We start from the raw sequence: 17,264 nt of genomic DNA on the forward strand, positions 1-17,264 counted from the left end.
CGCGGGCGGTGAACGCCGTCTAGGAAGGCGGGACGTCCTCCGGGCGAGCCGTCTCCGCGGCTCGCAGTACGCCGTCGATGACGGTGACCGCCCGGCCGGTGAGCAGGGTGCGCTCGCCGCGCAGTGCGGTGCGGACGAAGCCGGGGCGGGACGAGGCCTGCAGTCCGGTGAGCTCGGTGCGTCCCAGCCGCCGCGACCAGTAGGGGGCCAGGGCGGTGTGGGCGCTGCCGGTGACGGGGTCCTCGGCGACGCCGACGTTCGGGAAGAAGCAGCGCGAGACGAAGTCGTGGTCGCCGTCCGGGTCCTCGGCCAGGGCGGTGGCGATGATGCCGCGCTCCGAGTAGGCGGCGAGCGCGCCGTGGTCGGGGGTGAGGCCGCGCACGGTCTTCTCGTCGGCGAGTTCGACCAGCAGGTCCCCGACGTTCGGGCCGGTGTCGAACGCGGCGCGCGGCTCGGTTCCGAGGGCACTGGCGACGCCCTCCGGAACCGCGACCTCGGTCAGCGGGGCGGTGGGGAAGTCCAGGGTGATCGAGCCGTCCTCGTCCGGCCGGGCGACCAGCACGCCGCTGCGGGTGGCGAACCGAACGGGGCCCCGGTGGTCGCCCGTGGTGGTGAGGACGTGCGCCGCGGCGAGCGTCGCGTGGCCGCACAGCGCCACTTCGGCGGTGGGGGTGAACCACCGCAGCGCCCAGTCCGCCTCGCCGCCCGGTGGCAGCGGGTGGGTGAAGGCGGTCTCCGCGTGGTTCACCTCCCTCGCCACCGACTGCAGCCAGTCGTCCCCCGGGAAGCGGTCGAGGACGAGCACCCCGGCCGGGTTGCCGGCGAAGGGGCGGTCGGTGAAGGCGTCGACGATTCGGATGCGCATGCCCCGACGCTAGTCCCTCGGCCGGAACGGGGGCATCGGACGGTGCCCGGTACCCGCCCCGCGGTGCCAACAGCGGCGCCCTCCTCCGGAGGGCCTGCGTCGCGCGGAGCGCGTTTCATCGTGGGCCGCCTCGTGGGGTGAGGTCAGCGGACGCCGGACCGTGCGACGCGGAACCCCACGTCGTCCACCTGGAAGGTCGGGTGGCTCCGGCGCCGCACGGAGGCCCGGCAGCTCCAGTGCTCGTCGAACCATCCGCCGCCGCGCAGGACCCGGTAGCTGCCGTAGACCTCGGCGTCGTAGACGTCCCAGCACCACTCCCAGACGTTGCCGAGCATGTCGTGCAGCCCCCACGCGTTGGGGCTCTTGCCGCCCACGTCGTGGATGCGCTCCCGCGAGTTGCCGCGGTACCAGGCGACCTCGTCGATTTCCCCGTGGCGCGGCCCGGTCGTGCCGGCACGGCAGGCGTGCTCCCACTCGGCCTCGCTCGGCAACCGGTATCCCTCCGAGGTCTCGTCCCACTCGACGCCCTCGTCGTCGGCGGTTGGACGGTAGGCGGGCGTGAGTCCCTCGTGTCGGGACAGCGCGTTGCAGAAACGCACCGCGTCCCACCACGAGACGCACTCGACGGGCAGCCGGTCCCCGTGGGCGGTGCTCGGCCTGCGGCCGGTGATCCGCGCGTACGACGCCTGGGTGACCGGGAAGGCCGCGAGCCGGTAGGGCGCGAGGTCGACCGACCACCTGCGCTGCGTGCGCCGGTCCGACAGTGCCACCCGCCCGGGCGGGACGTCGACCATCTCGTTCCCCGTGTGAGCCCCCATGATCGGACGATCCTAGCGGGGCCCGCCGTTCGGGGTGGATACCCGCGGGGCGACCGGGCCCGACCACCGACTGCCGTCGTCGGTCGGGCCGGTGTGCGGACCCCGCGTCCCTAACGTGGCGGCCGGGGCCCGTCCGCGTCCCGCACCCCGGCGGACGAGGCGAGTGCGGATCAGCCGAGACTCAGGTGGATCACTTCGCCGGTGACCGGGATGAGGCAGCGCCCTTCACTGCAGGCTCCGTAGCTGACGATCACATCGGCCCGGTGGGATCCGGTCTGGCGGACCGGCAGCGTGAAGGTCACCGGGCCGTTCGGGTAGACGGGGAGTTCGGTGGTGAGCCCGGCAGGCCGCAGGTGGAGAACCGAGCGGTCCGCCGTCGGCCTGCCCACAGCGGTGAGATCCCCCTCGACGGAGAGCCTGGTCGGGACCCCCAGGCCGTCGACGCCCTGCGCCGGCAGGTCGATGCTGTAGATGTGGAATCCGGCCTGCTGCGGGCTGAAGGTCGCCCGTAGGCGGCGCTGGCCGTCGGACGCCGGAAGGAGGGTGACCGTGACGGTCACCCCGTTCGCCGTGGCCTTCGCCGTCGGCGCGGGTGACCGGCTTGGCGCGCAGCCGCCGAGCAAGAAGAGCGCCGCTGCGGCCCCGACCGCGAGGCTGCATCGCGATGGGGTCTTCACGGGTTTCCGGCAGGCGCCCAGCGGGTCAGGAACGCACTGATCCGGCCCGGTGCCATGGAGCGGGCGTCGGAGAAGCTGCCGTCGTTGGTCGCCGTCCGCAGGACACCGCTCGGCTTCAGCACCGCCAGGGCCGGTATCCCACTGGTCCGCAGGTCGACGTAACGTCCGGCGAGGTCGAGGTTGTGGTTGAACTGGCCCACGTCGACGGCGACCACGACGTAGTTCTTCTCCAGCAGCGGTTCCACCTGTGCCGAGCGGAACATCTTGCCCAGCGCCCGGCAGTCGGGGCACCAGTTCGCGCCGAAGTCGATGAGAACCTCGCGATGGTCCTCGGCCGCCTTGGAGAGTGCGGCCTGAATATCGGCCTCGGCGTCGCGTGTGGCGTCGTATCCGTCGGGGATGCTCCGATCGCTCACCGGAGTCGCCACGGGAGCGGAGCCGGTGGCGGCCGAGGCAGTAGGGGTCGGTGTTGCGGCCGAGGCCGCCGAGGTCGTCTCCTGGGAGGCCTGCGCCTGCGCCGTGGTACCGGGTGCAGCGCATCCCGCGGTGAGCGCGGCAGCGGCTATGGCTGTTGTCATCCCGAGGCGTCGCACGGGTGTCTCCTTCGGCAAAAGATCAGTCGCAGGAGGATAGCGGCAGCGCTCCGCCCCTGATGAACTGGTCTTTGGCCCGCACGCCACCGGTTACCGGCAAGGCTGGACAGCGGTGACCGGACTTCGATGGGCCAGACGGACAGGCGATCGTCCGACTTCGGTGGATCGGTCGAGTTCCGATCCGGACATGTCTGGTGACGGTGAACCTCCGATCGAATGCCACCGAGGCCTGACCGCCCGGCGGCGCTCTACCGGCGGACCGCCGAGATCAGGCCGCCGGGCCGCTCCTCGCGCTGCGGCGGGGTGCTGATCGGGCGGCCGTAGGCGGCAGCGCGCTCGCGCAGGGTGTGGCTTTCGGCCTCCCAGCCGTGCCCGGCCAGCCAGCCCACCGGGTCGTCGGGCGTCTCCGAGACCCACATGGACGCCGCCGATCCCGGCACGGCGTCCGCGCCGAAGCGCTCTATCACTCCGCGCGAGCCCAGAGTCAGCCCCATCCGACTGCCGGCCGCCGAGTGCGCGCTGATCCGGGCCAGCAGCAGTTCCACCGCGTCCTCGGGCAGATAGATCAGCAGTCCTTCGGCGATCCAAGCGGTCGGTACCGCCGGGTCGTGCCCTGCGGCGGCCAGCGCGCCGGGCCAGTCCTCACGCAGATCCACCGCGACGGTGATCCGCTCGCAGCGTGCGACGGCCCGCTCCCGGCACAGCACCGAAGCCTTGAAGTCGAGTGGCGCGGCGGTGTCGACCTCGAACAGCCGGGTGCCCTCGGGCCAGTCCATCCGGAAGGCCCGGCTGTCCATGCCGGCGCCGAGCAACACGACCTGCCGGACCCCGGACGCGGACGCCTGCTGCAACAGGTCGTCGAGGAACCGCGTCCTGATGACGATCGAGAACGACACGGCCAGCCGGCGGCGGCGCGCGGCCTCGTCGTCGAGCATCGGCGGCGACGGGGGCCACAGGCCGCCGGCGGTGGCGAAGGCCCGTGCCAGCGGGTCGCGGAACAGCGCGTTCTCCCGCTCCGACTCCAGCGCCCGCACCCGGGCCACGCCCACCGCTGTGGCCCACACTCCCGACGGCTGCACCCGCTCCCGCTCATCAGCCACCGCGCCAGCCTAGAGGTGATCGATTCCAGGGGGGACTGAGTGGAGCCGGTTCACGCGCGGCCGGCCGGTCATGCGCGCACCGACCGCCCAGGACCACCGAACCCCTTGGAGCGGCGTCTTGTCAGGCGAACTGTTCCGATATATCGTTGAGGTGTCGCGACAGGTCAATGATGGAATGGAGTGGTTGTGATGCGTACCCATGGATTCGAGCGTGGGCACCACGGTGCCGGTCACCGGGGCGGCTTCGACGGGCGGCGCGGGGCTTTCGGTCCCTTCGGCCCCAACGGCCCCGTGTTCGGCGGGCCGGGTTTCGGTGGCGGCCCCTGGGGGCCGCGTGGGCGCGGCGGACCGCGCGGCCGGGCCCGGCGGGGTGATGTGCGGGCGTCGATCCTCGCCCTGCTGAAGGATCGGCCCATGCACGGCTACGAGATGATCCAGGAGATCGCCGAGCGCAGCGGCGGGGCGTGGAAGCCCAGCCCCGGCTCGGTGTACCCCACCCTCCAACTGCTGGAGGACGAGGGGCTGATCGTCAGTGAGGCGGAGGGCGGCAAGAAGCTGTTCTCGCTCACCGACGCGGGCCGCACGGCCGCCGACGAGGGGCCCGACGCTCCCTGGGAAGAGGCGTCCCGCGGCGTCGACTGGGAGGCCCTGAGTGACGTCCGGCAGGCCGGCTTCGGTCTGATGGAGGCCTTCGCGCAGGTCTGGAAGACCGGTAGCAAGGAGCAGCGCGAGAAGGCCCTGACCGTCGTCAACGAGGCCCGCAAGAAGCTGTACCTGATCCTCGCCGACGAGCACTGATCCGTAGCCGGACGCGGATGGAGAGGCGCCCCGCGGTCCCTCCGCGGGGCGCCGTCCGCCGGGCCCGGCGGCTCAGCCGGCGCGCCGTATCACCGCCGCGTCGAACACGTCCCAGGCGCGCGGCAGGGTGCTTTCGTCGTGGCAGTGCCACGCCTCCCAGAACAGGTCGGCCGGCAGCGCGCCGGGCGGCGCGTACACCCGGTACACGTACCGTCTGCCGTCCACGGCCGGTAACTCCACCAACCAGCACCCGTGCTCCATGCTCCTGTGGGACGAGCCGCTCCGGTGCTGTGGTTGCCTTCGGGGCGCAGGATGCGGCCGTGCGCGCCCCCTGTGGGGGCGCGCTCCGCGCGGAGGCGTGCGGGAGGCATGCTCCCTGCGGAGGTGGACACCCGCGGAGGTGGACACCCGCGGAGGTGGACACCAGCGGAGGTGGACCCCTGCGGACGGGGCGGCGCCCGGTCGGGGTGCCGGGGTGGGGCTTCCCTCGGCGCGACAGGTGCCAGTGAGGTGACGCTCATGTCGCCGCCTGTCATCATGGCGCGGTGCCCATGTCTGCAAGCAGCCCGGTCGGCCCGGCGAAGGGTGCGGGACTCTCACTCGCGCTCGCCTCCGCGGTCGCCTTCGGCGGTTCCGGAGTGGCGGCCAAGCCGCTGATCGAAGCGGGTCTCGACCCGCTGCACGTGGTGTGGCTGCGGGTGGCCGGCGCCGCGCTGGTCATGCTGCCGCTCGCGGTGCGCCACCGCGCGCTGCCGCTCCGCCGGCCCGCACTGCTGCTCGGGTTCGGCGTCCTGGCCGTGTCCGGCGTGCAGGCCTGCTACTTCGCCGCGGTCTCCCGCATCCCGGTGGGTGTCGCGCTCCTCGTCGAGTACCTCGCGCCCGCCCTGCTCCTGGCCTGGGTGCGGTTCGTGCAGCGCCGGCCGGTCACCCCGGCCGCCGCCTTCGGTGCGGTGCTCGCCGTCGGCGGGCTCGCCTGTGTGGTCGAGGTGTGGGCGGGCCTGAGCTTCGACGCTCTCGGGCTGCTGCTCGCGCTCGGCGCCGCCTGCTGCCAGGTCGGCTACTTCGTGTTGTCGGACCACGGCGGCGGTGCGGGCGGCGACGCCCCCGACCCGCTCGGCGTCATCTCCTACGGCCTGCTGGTCGGCGCGGTCGTGCTGACCGTCGTCGCCCGCCCCTGGAACCTGGACTGGCGGGTGCTCGCGCGGACCGCGCGGATGGACGGTGCGCCGGTCGCGGCATGGGTGCTGATGGCGTGGATCGTGCTGATCGCCACGGTCGCCGCCTACGTCACCGGCGTGCTCTCCGTGCGCCGGCTCTCCCCGCAGGTCGCCGGCGTGGTGGCCTGCCTGGAGGCGGTCGTGGCCACCGTGCTCGCCTGGGTGCTGCTCGGAGAGCACCTCTCGGCCCCGCAGGTCGCCGGTGGTGCCGTCGTCCTGGCCGGTGCCTTCGTCGCCCAGTCCTCCACCCCGGCAGCAGGTGCGGTGACCGAGCCGGTGGCCGGCGGCGGCTCGGGGCGGGAGCTGTCGGCCCGGGGCGCGTCGGGCTAGGGTCTGCCCGGCGCGGCCTCGACAGGTCCGCGCCTTGAGGAGCGGCGTCGGGCGCCGGCACCTGGGGCACTCCCCCGGGGTACTCCACTCCCCCCGGGGGAGTGCCGTGCCCGGCAAAATGCCGTGTCGCGTGGGGGAGTGCCGGGCGGACCCCGTCGCTGCCCGGGCGGGCGTGCGGTGGTGTCGGGGTCGGAGTCAGGGGGCGGCCAGGTAGTCGGGCGGCTGCGTGCCGGGGGACAGGCGGGCGTCGGGCACCGGGGTGTCGTAGCCCTTGCGCAACGGGACGACTCCGGCCCAGTGCGGCAGGGTCAGGTCCTCCGGGTCGTCGTTGACGCCGCCCGTGCGCGCCTTGGCGGACACCTCGTCGAGGTCGAGTCGGAGCACCGCGGTCGCGGCCAGCTCCTTTCCGTTCGCGGGCCGGGAGTCGTTCGCCCGGCCGGGCACGACATGGTCGACGAGGGTGTCCAGCGCCGCCCGCTTCTCCTCGGGGTCCGTCACGGCGCGGGCGATGCCGTGCACCACGACCGAGCGGTAGTTGACGGAGTGGTGGAAGGCCGAACGGGCCAGCACCAGCGCGTCGACATGAGTGACCGTCAGGCAGACCGGCAGGCCCGGGTCGGTCCGGCCGGCGGCGCGGAGCGGTCGCGAGCCCGTGGACCCGTGCACGTACAGGCGCCGCCCGACCCGGCCGTACAGCGTGGGCAGCACCACCGGTGCGCCGTCGCGGACGAAGCCGAGGTGGCAGACGCAGCCCTCGTCGAGTATCGCGTGCACCAGCTCCTCGTCGTACGAGGCCCGGTCGGGGGCGCGGGTGGGGACGGTGCGGTCGGTGGGCGTGTAGGCGGCGGGCCGGGGTGCCGGCTCGGCGGTGCCCTGCATGGCGCTCTCCATTGCACTAGTGCATAATTGATTTTGTGCTAGGAGAATATCGGATCCAGGGGCGGCGTGCAGCGGATATCGCTGCCGACGTCGAACGGGCCGTGGCCGACGGCGAGCTGTGCCCGGGACAACCGCTGCCTCCCATGAGGGAGTTGGCCGTATCGCTCGGGGTGAATCCGAACACCGTCGCCGCGGCCTACCGGACCCTGCGCGAGCGCGGGGTCATCGAGACCGCCGGGCGCCGGGGCAGTCGGGTGCGCGCCAGGCCGGCCACCACGGGCCGCGAGTACCTCGCGGTCGAGGTCCGTGAGGGAGTACGGGACGTGTCGGCGGGCAACCCCGACCCGGCGCTGCTGCCACCGCTCGGTGCCGCCTTCGCCTCGGCCGCCGCCCAGGGCGACCGGCATCCGGTCCTGTACGGCGAAGCCGCGGTGGACCCCGAACTGGCACGCCTGGCACGGGCCGGACTGGACGCCGACGGCGTACCCGACGGCCCCGTGGCGGTCACCTCCGGCTCGCTGGACGCCATCGAACGGGTCCTGGCGGTCCACCTGAGGGCCGGCGACACCGTCGCCGTGGAGGACCCCGGCTGGGGCAGCCTGCTCGACCTGATCCCGGCACTCGGCCTGCGGACCGCTCCGGTCGGCGTCGACGACGAGGGGCCGCTGCCCGGAGCGGTGCGGCGCGCCCTGGCAGCCGGGGCCCGCGCCCTGGTCGTCACCGACCGGGCGCAGAACCCCACCGGCGCCGCCGTGAGCGCCGCCCGCGCGCGCGAGCTCCGCGCGGTGCTGCACGACTGCCCCGGCACCCTGCTGATCGAGGACGACCACGGCCACCACATCGTCGACCTGCCGCTGCACCCCTTGGCGGGAGCCACCCGGGACTGGGCCCTGGTGCGCTCGGCGGCCAAGGCCTACGGGCCCGACCTGCGCCTGGCCGTGCTGACCGGCGACGCGGCCACCGTCGACCGGGTGCGCGGCCGGCAACTCCTCGGTCCCGGCTGGGTCAGCCGGATCACTCAGCGCGCCGTGGCGCGGCTCTGGGAGGAGGGGGCCGTCGACGTGCGGGATGTGTCCGCGGCCTACGGGCGGCGACGGGAGGCGCTGATCGGGGCGCTCGCCCGGCGCGGCGTCCGGGCGCACGGGCGCAGCGGACTCAACGTGTGGATTCCGGTGTCCGACGAGACCGGTGCCGTCGCCCGTCTGGTGCAGGCGGGCTGGGCGGTCGCCCCGGGCGCGCGCTTCCGGATGAGCGCCCCGCCCGGAATCCGGATCACCGTGGCGACGCTGGCCGAGCACGAGGTCGGCACGCTGGCGGACGCGGTCGCCGAGGCCCTCGGGCCGAGCACCGCCCGCGGATACGTCTGACCGCCTGCAGGCACGTCCGACGCCCCCCGCGGGTGCGTCCGAACGCCCTCGGACCCACCCGCGTCCGAATGCCCTCGGGCACCCCTGACGGCGCGAGGAGGCGTCCGACCGGCAACCGCACGCGGGCGCGCACCGCGCACCGCGCACCGCGCACCGGACACCGCGCGGCCACTCCGCGGGCGCCGGCGCCGCTTTCCGCCGAACGCGTCGACAGGGGGTCGGTGCCGTACCGCGGACGCCACGGTGGCGACGCGGTCCAGGTGACGAGGGGCCGCATCCGCGCCCGGCACCTCGTAGCATCGCGGAACCATCGACCCGGGAGCGCCATGCTGAACCTCGACCGCCTGCGCACCCTCGACGCACTCGCCCGCCACGGCTCGGTGAGCCGCGCCGCCGAGGGCCTGCACCTCACCACCTCCGCGGTCTCCCAGCAGATGGCCAAGCTGGAACGGGAGGTCGGTCAGCAACTGCTCGCCAAGCACGGTCGAGGCGTGCGGCTCACCGACGCCGGCCTGCTGCTCGCCGAGCACGCTGCCCGCATCCTCTCCCAGGTGGAGATCGCCCGGTCCGCGCTGGAGGCGCAGCGCGGGAAGGTCGTCGGCGAACTGCGCCTCGCCGGGTTCCCCACAGCCGCCCGCGGGCTGTTCCCCACCGCCCTGGCCGACCTGCGTACGCGTCACCCCGGGCTGCGGCTGCGCTCCTGCGAACTGGATCCGGAGGACGGTGTCCGGGGGGTGGTGCGGGGCGACCTCGACCTGGCGGTCGTCCTGGACTGGTACAACAAGCCGCTGACGCTGCCCGGCGGCCTGGTGAAGGCGCCCGTCCTGGACGACCCCGCCGACGTCGCCCTGCCCGTCGGCCATCGTCTGGCGGACCGGGAGGAGGTGGATCTCGGCGAGTTCGCCGAGGACGAGTGGATCACCTGGGGCGAGGGCGAGTTCTGCCACGAGTGGCTGATGTTCACACTGCGCTCGCGTGGCGTGGAGCCCCTCGTCGGTCATCGCGCCGGCGAGACCCACACCCAGCTCAACCTGGTCGCCGCCGGCCTCGGCGTGTGCATCGCCCCCCTGCTGGGTCGCCATCCGATGCCCGCCGGCGTGGTCACCGTCCCGCTCCTGCAGCGCGTGCGGCGGCACGTCTACGCGGTCTGGCGCGCCGACGCCGACCGCCGCCCGTCGATCCGTGCGGCGGTGGCGTCGCTGCGGGCGGCGGCGCAGCGGGTCGGGCAGGCTCCAGGGCGGCAGGCCGAGCGGCAGGCCGGGCAGCAGGCCGGGCAGCAGGCCGGGCAGGGGGTAGGGGAGTGGGCGGCTACCCCGGGTTGAGCTTGCGGAAGTCCCAGGAGACGACCTTCTCCGGCGTCAGCCGCAGCCAGGCGTGCCGGCCGTCGTGCGGCAACTCCTCCAGACCGAAGTACTTGCGGGCGAACAACGTCTCCGGGAAGTCCAGTTCGGCGCACAGCCCTCCGCTGCGCGGGATCTCGCCCACGGCGTCCGCCCGCCCCGACAGCTCCGCTCCCCGCAGCTCCTCGTACTCCTCGCCGCAGTCCACGACCACCGCCATCCGCGGCTCGCGGCGCCAGTCCGCCCACCGCCTGCTGCGCACCACCGAGTACAGCCACAGGGACGTGCCGTCCCAGGCGAACCACAGGGCGCTGACGTGCGGGGCGCCGTCGGGGGACACCGTGGCCACCCGGCAGGTGCGCTGTGCGGTGAGGAACGCGTCCAGCTCGCCGGGCGTCATCATGATCTTCCGGTTCCGGCGCTGAGCGACGGTCATACGGCCCCCTCTTCTGCCATGCGCTCTCTTCTCCCCACACGCGGGAGTGGCCAACCTCGCCCGCCCCGACCCGCGCCGGCAAGGGGAACGCGCGTCCCTCGTACGAAGAACGCGGCGAACCGCCCGATCCGGCCACCGTGGTCCCCGCCCACCCGGCGCGGCCGGCGGGGACCGGTCCACGCGTCCGGGGTGATCCGCGCACTGGTACGGGAGGGGGTCGAGCCCCGTTCAGCGCACCTCCGGCCGGACGTGCGCCGCACCCGTCACGCGGGTCGTTGGTTTGACCGTTTTCGCACCAATCACTCCTCGCCGGCCCCGACACCTGTAAGGTGCTGGAAGTTCTACATCTCGTAGGAGACAGGGGTCGAGTGATGTCCAGGACCCAGCGCACCGCCGAGGTCCGCTCCCTCCGGCCGTCCGAGGCCCTCGAGCGGTGCAGGGGCAGGGGCACGACGTGGTTCGCCGCGGTCGGGGCCGCCTTCACCGCAGCCCAACTCGTCCTGGTCCGACCGGTCATGGGCCTCGGCTGGGATGAGACGGTCTACGTCAGCCAGGTCAGCCCGCATGCTCCACCGGCGTTCTTCAGCGCGCCGCGGGCCCGCGGCGTCTCGCTGCTGGTGGCACCCGTCGCGTCGTGGACGTCGTCCACGCCCCTGCTGCGGATCTGGCTGGCGGTGCTGTCCGGGCTGGGCCTGTTCCTGGCGTTGCGCGCCTGGCGGGGCGTGCTCCCCACACGGGTGGTCGTCCTGGGCGGGGCGCTGTTCGCCTCGCTGTGGGTGACACTCTTCTACGGCCCGCAGGCCATGCCCAACCTCTGGGTGGCGCTGGCCGGGCTCACCGCGGTGGGCTGCTTCCTGACCGCGCAGGCGGACCGGAGCCGGTCCGGTCCGGTGTGGGGGCTGGCGGCGAGCGCGGCGCTGATGGCGCTGATGCGGCCGACGGACGCCGTGTGGGTGAGCCTTCCGCTGCTGGCGGTGCTCGTTGCCGTGCACGGCCGGCGACAGGGCCGGCTGCTGCTGGCCCTCGTCGGAGGGCTGGCGGTCGGCGCGTCCGAGTGGGTGATCGAGGCCTACGCGAACTTCGGCGGACTGTCCCGGCGGCTCTCCGTCGGCTCCCGCATCGAGGGCGGCCTCGGCTGGAACAACGCCGTGGCCGACCAGATCCGCAGCCTCGGCGGACGCACCCTGTGCCGCCCCTGCACGGGGCCGATGCCGAGCACCGTGGAGACCCTGTGGTGGTTCGCCCTTCCGGTCCTCGCCCTGCTCGGGCTGGTCGTGGCCGTCCGGGCGCGGCGCGCCGCGGCCACCGCGCTGCCGTGCGCCTGCGCGGCGACGGCGGCGATTCCCTACCTGTTCTTCATCGGCTACGCCGCCCCCCGCTTCCTGCTGCCCGCCTACGCCCTGCTCTCCCTGCCGGTCGCCGGCGCCCTGGTCTTCCTCGTGACCGCACCGCGCGGGGGGTGGCGGCCGTTCGCGGTGATCGCGGTGGCCGTCGGACTGGTCGGGCACCTGGTGGTCCAGGGGGCGGTGCTGGAGCGGCTGATCGACCGTACGACCGCGGGCCACCGACGCTGGGCCCGGGTCGCGGCCGGACTGCACCGCGGGGGTGTGCGGCCGCCGTGCGTGCTGACCGGCCGCGACCCGCAGGCGCCGTTGGTGCCCATCGCCTTCTACGCCGGGTGCGCCTCCGCCAACACCGCCGGACACAACGAGAACACCACCGCCGCGGCGCTCGCGAGGACCGCGCGGCGGATCCCGGTCGCGGTGCTGACCGCCGACGGGGTACGGCCGCCGTCCTACGCCCGCACCTGGAAGCCGGTGCATCTGGACGGGCCGGTGTACGCCTACGTCGCCCCCGTCGCCCAGGGGAGCCGGAGCGGATGACCGTGCCGCCACCGATGTCCCCGCTGGTCGGCCGCCGCGCCTACTGGCACTGGGCCGCCACGCTGTCGGTGCTGCTCACCGCTGCGGTAGTGGCCGTGTGGCACCGGCAGGCCGTCGACACCGGCACGGATCACCTGGCCGTCGCCGACCGCGGCTGGTTGTCGCTGGCCGCCGCGGCCGCCTTCTCGACCTGGGTGTGTGCGGCGGTGACCCAGCAGGGCGCGGTCGTCCTCCGCCTCCCCGCGGCCCGACTGCTGGCAGCGCAGTTCGCGGCGTCCGCCGCGAACCACGTCCTGCCCGGCGGGCTGGGTGCGACCACGGTCAACTGGCGCTTCCTGACCCGCTGCGGCCTCACCCCCGCGGCGACGGCGACCGCCCTCGTCCTCAAAGCGACCGCGAGCGCCGTCACGCGGGGCGCCCTGGTCACCGGGCTGGCCCTGGCCTGCCCCGGCATCCTGCGCCTCCCACGCGTGCCGGCGGCCGTTCTGCTGGTGCTGGTGCCCCCCTGCGCGCTGCTGGTCAGGCCGGTGCGCGCGAGGGCGCGCTCACTGCTGAGGACGGTGAGTGCCGAGGTCCGCACCGTGCAGGCGCACCGGGGGAGAGCGGCAGCGCTGTGGGGCGGCTCGCTCGCGTTCGCCGCCGCGCACGCGCTCACCGTGTACGCCGTCGCCCACGCCCTTGCGCTGTCGGTGCCGGTGGCGCGGGTCGCCCTGGCCTACCTCGCGGCGAGCAGCGCCGCCGTACTTCTGCCCACCCCCGGCGGCCTCGGTTCCCTGGACGCGGCGCTCGCCCTGGCGCTGGTCGCGATCGGGGTACCGGGAGGCGCCGCTGCCTCGACGGTCATCGGCTACCGCTTGCTGACGGCCTGGATTCCGCTGGTGCCGGGCCTTGCGGTGCTGTTCGTGCTGGCACGCCGCAAGGCACTGTGAGCCCTCGCCGCACGCGCCGGGGCACCGCACGGGAGACCCCGGAAGGCCCGGGAAGGCGGGCCCCCGGGGCACGCGGTCCCCGGGGGTACGCGGCGCCATGGCGTCCCGGGCGTGCGGTGCACCGGGTGGCGCCCGGCTGCCCGCGGTCCGGAGCGCTCTGCGGCGGCGGGCACGGCGGTTCCCGCGTGCGCTGCGCTTGACGCCGGTCCCGGGTGCGCCGAAGGATGCGTCCGACGGCCCGGAGCCGGCCGGTCACGCTCCGATCGGCGCAGCCGAGGAGCGGCCGGCGACGGCCCGGCAGCGGTCGCCGGGCACGGGACGGCCGTACCCGGAGGGGACCCCAGGGGAGGACATGTGAAGCCGGGCCGCAACTCCTCGACGACCGGGCCGCACCGGGAGACGGCCGGGGCACTGTCGCCGTGGCGGTTCGTGATGGTGTTCGGGGGCGTCAGCCTCCTGATGGACTTCGTCTACGAGGGTGCCCGCTCCGTCACCGGCCCGCTGCTGGCCCACCTGGGTGCCTCGGCGGTCGTGGTCGGAGTGGTGACGGGGGCGGGCGAGGCCGCGGCCCTCGGGCTGCGGCTGGTCTCCGGGCCCCTGGCCGACCGCAGCGGCCGCTTCTGGGCGTGGACGATCGCCGGCTACCTGCTGACCGCGGCCAGCGTCCCGGTGCTCGGGGTGACGGGCGCCCTGTGGGCGGCGTGCGCCCTGGTGGTCGCCGAGCGGGTCGGCAAGGCGGTGCGGTCCCCGGCCAAGGACACACTGCTCTCGCACGCCACCGCCGCCACCGGCCGCGGTCGGGGCTTCGCCGTGCACGAGGCGATGGACCAGGTCGGTGCCCTGCTCGGCCCGCTCACGGTGGCCGGCGTCCTCGCCCTCACCGGCGATGACTACGCACCGGCGCTCGGGGTGCTCGCCCTCCCGGGGTTCGCCGCCCTCGCGCTGCTGGTGTGGCTGCGCGCCAGGGTGCCCGCCCCGGTCGCCTACGAGACGTCCGCGGGCACTGCGGCACCCGGGGGACCGGCCGGTGCCGACCCCCGGGAGGCCCGGCTGCCGCGGGCCTTCTGGGTGTACGCGGCGTTCACCGCCGTCACGCTGGGCGGGTTCGCCACGTTCGGCGTGCTCTCCTACCACCTGGTGGCCCGGCATCTGATGTCCACGGCCGCGGTCCCGGTGCTGTACGCGGCGGCCATGGCCGCGGACGCGGTCGCGGCGCTGGCCACCGGCTGGCTGTACGACCGGTACGGCGCCAGGGTCCTGGTGGTCCTGCCGCTGCTGTCGGCCGCCGTCCCCGCCCTCGCCTTCACCGACACGCTGCCGATCGCCGCCGCGGGCTCCCTCGTGTGGGGAGCGGCGGTCGGGGTCCAGGAATCCACGCTGCGTGCCACCGTCGCCGACCTCGTACCCGTCGGCCGCCGGGCCACCGCCTACGGGGTCTTCGCCGGAACCATGGGCGCCGCCGCCCTGGTCGGAGGAGCCCTGTCCGGCGCCCTGTACGAGGTCTCCATCCACGTCCTGATCGCCACGGTGGTCGGAATCCAGGCTGCTGCGCTGGTTCTTCTGTGGCTCACCCGGACCCGGCGGCCGACGGCCGTGCGCGGTGCCTGAACTCCGTGGCGCGGTGGGGCCGGAGCCGGGCGGCGGGGCCGACGACCGCGCTCATGACCGCGATCATGACCGCGCCCATGACCGCGGGACGACCGCGTCCATGACCGCGGGACGACCGCGTCCATGACCGCGTGCAGCCGGCGCCGCCCTCGGGAGGCGCGTGACGGACCGCCGACGCGACCGGGGACGGCGGTGGGCCGTACCCTGCGCGGCCTCCCGCGTCGGCAGCGACGGGGGAAGGCGGTCCGCGGTCCGGGAAGGCGGTCCGCGGTCCGGGAAGGGGGTTCGCGGCGCGCCGCCCCGGAGCATAACTCCTACAAGTAGTAGTAGCTGGCCGGGTAGTCTGGGGAAGCGGCGGAAGAAGGAAGGCGGACGGTGCAGGACGGAAGAGGCGAGGACCCCGGGCGACCGGCCGGCCGGCGGGCCCGCGGTGAGCTGGAGGGCGATGTGCTCGCCGCGCTGTGGGCCGCGGGCGGCCCGCTGACCGCCCGGCAGGTGCGGGAGCGGCTGCCGGGCGGGCTGGCGTACACGACGGTCCTGACGATCCTGTCCCGGCTGCACGGCAAGGGCATGCTCCTCCGGCACCGCCAGGGCCGCGGATACGCCTATGAGCCGGCCCGCGACGAGGCGTCCCACACCGCCCGGCGCATGCACTCGCTGCTCGGGGGCGGCGCCGACCGCCAGGCGGTGCTGGCCCGCTTCGTGTCGGAACTCTCCGCCCAGGACGAGCGCGTGCTGCAGCAGTTGCTGTCCGGCCACGACCCGCACGTCGACGGCGAGCGCTCGCGCCCGGACCGGTGAACCGGATGCCCGGCGGGGACCGCGTCCCGCTCGCCGTCACGGCCCTCGCGGCCGTCGCCGCCGCCGAGCAGGTCGCCGCGGCTCACCCGCCGGCGAGGGCGCGGAGCCCGCACCCGACGCGTCCCACCACACGGGCGTCCTCCTCGACGCGCCGGAGGCGGCCGGACGACGCGGGGCGGAATCAGTGGACCTGAGGCCGGGAGCACGTCTATATGCTCACTGCGGGTGCCCGGTTCCCGAGGTGGAGGACGAGGGTGAACGGCCGTCGGCGGATGCCGGGGGAGACGGTGCGGTCCGCGCGCCGGCCGAAGCTCCCCGGAGCCTCCCGGACCGGTGACGGGCGGTTCCTGCCGCCGGACCCTGCGCGGTCGGCCCCACATCGCAAGGCGAAGAGACGGATGTCCTAGGAACATGCTGCAAGAGGTCACTGCAACCCGCTACATCACGCCCCTGCGTGAGGGCGGTTCCCTGCCGGGGCTCGTCGAGGCCGACGACTTCGGGACCTACGTCATGAAGTTCACCGGCGCCGGTCAGGGCCGCAAGACCCTCGTGGCCGAGGTGGTCTGCGGGGAACTGGCCCGCCGGCTCGGTCTGCGTGTGCCCCGCCTGGTGGCGATCGGCCTCGATCCGGTGCTGGGCCTCGGCGAACCCGACCAGCAGGTGCAGGAGCTGCTGAGGTCCAGCGGCGGCACCAACCTCGGGATGGACTTCCTGTCCGGCGCCCTCGGTTTCGACCCGCTCGCCTTTCCGGTCACGCCGGAGGAGGCCGGCCGGATCGTCTGGTTCGACGCACTGGTGGGCAACGTCGACCGGTCCTGGCGCAACCCCAACCTGCTCGTCCGCCACGGCGAGTTGTGGCTCATCGACCACGGGGCCACCATGATCTGGCACCACAACTGGCCCGGCGCCGAGGCCTCCGCGGCCCGCCCCTACGACGCCTCGGACCACGTCCTGCGGCCCTTCGCGCCGGACGTCGCGGCGGCCGCCGAGGCGCTGGCGCCGCTGATCACGGACGAGTTGCTGGCGGAGGTCACCGCCCAGGTCCCGGGCGCGTGGCTGGCCGGTGAGCCCGGCTTCGACTCGGCGGACGCCCTCCGCCTGGCCTACGCCCGGCCGCTGCGTGCGCGGGCCGCCGCCGTCCACCGGCGGATCCAAGGACTCGGAGGAGCCCAGTGAGCGAGTTTCCCGGCGCCCGGCTGACCGGGCGCCACATCACCAGAGCGGGCCAGGGCGGAGGCCGGGACGTCTTCGAGTACGCGCTGCTGCGGGTCGTCCCACGCGTCGAACGCGGCGAGTGCATCAACGCCGGGGTGCTCCTGTACTGCCGGGCCCACGCCTACGTCGGTGCCCGCACCCACCTCGACGAGGCGCGGCTGCTCGCTCTCGACCCCGAGGCCGACACGGCCGCGGTGCGGGCCGCGCTCGGTGCCGTCGAGCGGGTGTGCCGGGGCGGCGAGCCGGCGGGGCAGGCGGCGGAGGACGACGCGGGGCGCAGGTTCCGCTGGCTGGTCGCCCCGCGTTCCACCGTCGTGCAGCCGGGGCCGGTGCACACCGGCCTGACCGCCGATCCGGCCGCCGAGGCCGAACGGCTGCTCGCTCTGCTGGTGCGCTGACGTACCCGCC

The 17,264-nt window shown here is 74.6% G+C and carries 18 protein-coding genes; 10 read left to right on the forward strand and 8 right to left on the reverse strand.

Annotation, left to right across the window (positions count from 1 at the left end; genetic code table 11):
- Positions 1-19 precede the first annotated feature (19 nt).
- The 5 genes from ACL02U_RS15725 to ACL02U_RS15745 all read right to left on the reverse strand — a co-directional run bounded on the left by ACL02U_RS15725 (position 20) and on the right by ACL02U_RS15745 (position 4,017).
- Positions 20-865, reverse strand: a complete 846-nt coding sequence (locus ACL02U_RS15725; RefSeq protein ID WP_412791442.1) for a PhzF family phenazine biosynthesis protein — start codon at positions 863-865, stop codon at positions 20-22.
- Positions 866-1,008: 143 nt separating this feature from the next.
- The gene (locus ACL02U_RS15730; protein WP_412791443.1) at positions 1,009-1,683 is read right to left on the reverse strand and encodes a formylglycine-generating enzyme family protein; all 675 of its coding nucleotides are present in this window, start codon (positions 1,681-1,683) and stop codon (positions 1,009-1,011) included.
- A gap of 170 nt (positions 1,684-1,853) precedes the next feature.
- On the reverse strand, positions 1,854-2,243 hold the full coding sequence (locus tag ACL02U_RS15735) for a hypothetical protein (protein ID WP_412791444.1): 390 nt from the start codon (positions 2,241-2,243) through the stop codon (positions 1,854-1,856).
- Positions 2,244-2,356: 113 nt separating this feature from the next.
- Positions 2,357-2,953 (reverse strand): thioredoxin family protein, encoded by a 597-nt coding sequence (locus tag ACL02U_RS15740; protein WP_412791445.1) that lies wholly within the window; start codon positions 2,951-2,953, stop codon positions 2,357-2,359.
- A gap of 248 nt (positions 2,954-3,201) precedes the next feature.
- Entirely contained in the window at positions 3,202-4,017 is an 816-nt protein-coding gene (locus tag ACL02U_RS15745) for a class I SAM-dependent methyltransferase (RefSeq protein WP_412791507.1), read from the reverse strand.
- Between the two features lie 225 nt (positions 4,018-4,242).
- On the opposite strand from ACL02U_RS15745, the gene ACL02U_RS15750 reads away from it, so the two are divergent.
- Positions 4,243-4,851, forward strand: a complete 609-nt coding sequence (locus tag ACL02U_RS15750) for a PadR family transcriptional regulator (protein WP_412791446.1) — start codon at positions 4,243-4,245, stop codon at positions 4,849-4,851.
- A gap of 72 nt (positions 4,852-4,923) precedes the next feature.
- Here ACL02U_RS15750 and ACL02U_RS15755 read toward each other — a convergent pair whose 3' ends face one another.
- On the reverse strand, positions 4,924-5,076 hold the full coding sequence (locus ACL02U_RS15755; protein ID WP_412791517.1) for a hypothetical protein: 153 nt from the start codon (positions 5,074-5,076) through the stop codon (positions 4,924-4,926).
- A 326-nt stretch (positions 5,077-5,402) separates the two neighbouring features.
- Here ACL02U_RS15755 and ACL02U_RS15760 point away from each other — a divergent pair, with 326 nt between their 5' ends.
- Entirely contained in the window at positions 5,403-6,398 is a 996-nt protein-coding gene (locus ACL02U_RS15760; RefSeq protein WP_412791447.1) for an EamA family transporter, read from the forward strand.
- Between the two features lie 195 nt (positions 6,399-6,593).
- Here ACL02U_RS15760 and ACL02U_RS15765 read toward each other — a convergent pair whose 3' ends face one another.
- Entirely contained in the window at positions 6,594-7,277 is a 684-nt protein-coding gene (locus ACL02U_RS15765; RefSeq protein WP_412791508.1) for a pyridoxamine 5'-phosphate oxidase family protein, read from the reverse strand.
- 35 nt (positions 7,278-7,312) lie between these two features.
- Between ACL02U_RS15765 and ACL02U_RS15770 the strand changes: the two genes are divergently transcribed.
- Complete coding sequence (locus tag ACL02U_RS15770) at positions 7,313-8,644, forward strand: aminotransferase class I/II-fold pyridoxal phosphate-dependent enzyme (protein WP_412791448.1); 1,332 nt, start codon at positions 7,313-7,315, stop codon at positions 8,642-8,644.
- Between the two features lie 326 nt (positions 8,645-8,970).
- Complete coding sequence (locus tag ACL02U_RS15775; protein ID WP_412791449.1) at positions 8,971-9,966, forward strand: LysR family transcriptional regulator; 996 nt, start codon at positions 8,971-8,973, stop codon at positions 9,964-9,966.
- Here ACL02U_RS15775 and ACL02U_RS15780 read toward each other — a convergent pair.
- On the reverse strand, positions 9,953-10,420 hold the full coding sequence (locus ACL02U_RS15780) for a pyridoxamine 5'-phosphate oxidase family protein (RefSeq protein WP_412791450.1): 468 nt from the start codon (positions 10,418-10,420) through the stop codon (positions 9,953-9,955). The two genes, ACL02U_RS15775 and ACL02U_RS15780, sit on opposite strands and share 14 nt — an antisense overlap.
- A 371-nt stretch (positions 10,421-10,791) precedes the next feature.
- Here ACL02U_RS15780 and ACL02U_RS15785 point away from each other — a divergent pair, with 371 nt between their 5' ends.
- The 6 genes from ACL02U_RS15785 (at position 10,792) to ACL02U_RS15810 (ending at position 17,254) form a co-directional block, all read left to right on the forward strand.
- Positions 10,792-12,303 carry a hypothetical protein gene (locus ACL02U_RS15785; protein ID WP_412791451.1) on the forward strand — a complete coding sequence of 504 codons (1,512 nt, stop codon included), beginning with the start codon at positions 10,792-10,794 and terminating at the stop codon, positions 12,301-12,303.
- Positions 12,300-13,232: a lysylphosphatidylglycerol synthase domain-containing protein gene (locus tag ACL02U_RS15790; protein ID WP_412791452.1), complete on the forward strand. Its 933-nt coding sequence runs from the start codon at positions 12,300-12,302 to the stop codon at positions 13,230-13,232. The genes ACL02U_RS15785 and ACL02U_RS15790 overlap by 4 nt, the downstream gene beginning before the upstream one ends.
- Positions 13,233-13,586: 354 nt before the next feature.
- Positions 13,587-14,840, forward strand: coding sequence for an MFS transporter (locus ACL02U_RS15795; RefSeq protein WP_412791453.1), 1,254 nt, complete (start codon positions 13,587-13,589; stop codon positions 14,838-14,840).
- 375 nt (positions 14,841-15,215) lie between these two features.
- Positions 15,216-15,641, forward strand: a complete 426-nt coding sequence (locus ACL02U_RS15800; protein WP_412791454.1) for a BlaI/MecI/CopY family transcriptional regulator — start codon at positions 15,216-15,218, stop codon at positions 15,639-15,641.
- 411 nt (positions 15,642-16,052) lie between these two features.
- The gene (locus ACL02U_RS15805; protein WP_412791455.1) at positions 16,053-16,817 is read left to right on the forward strand and encodes a HipA family kinase; all 765 of its coding nucleotides are present in this window, start codon (positions 16,053-16,055) and stop codon (positions 16,815-16,817) included.
- Between the two features lie 20 nt (positions 16,818-16,837).
- Positions 16,838-17,254 (forward strand): DUF3037 domain-containing protein, encoded by a 417-nt coding sequence (locus tag ACL02U_RS15810; protein WP_412791509.1) that lies wholly within the window; start codon positions 16,838-16,840, stop codon positions 17,252-17,254.
- Positions 17,255-17,264: the final 10 nt, after the last annotated feature.

The sequence above is a fragment of the Streptomyces sp. MS06 genome (genome assembly GCF_047200655.1).
Lineage (GTDB): Bacteria > Actinomycetota > Actinomycetes > Streptomycetales > Streptomycetaceae > Streptomyces.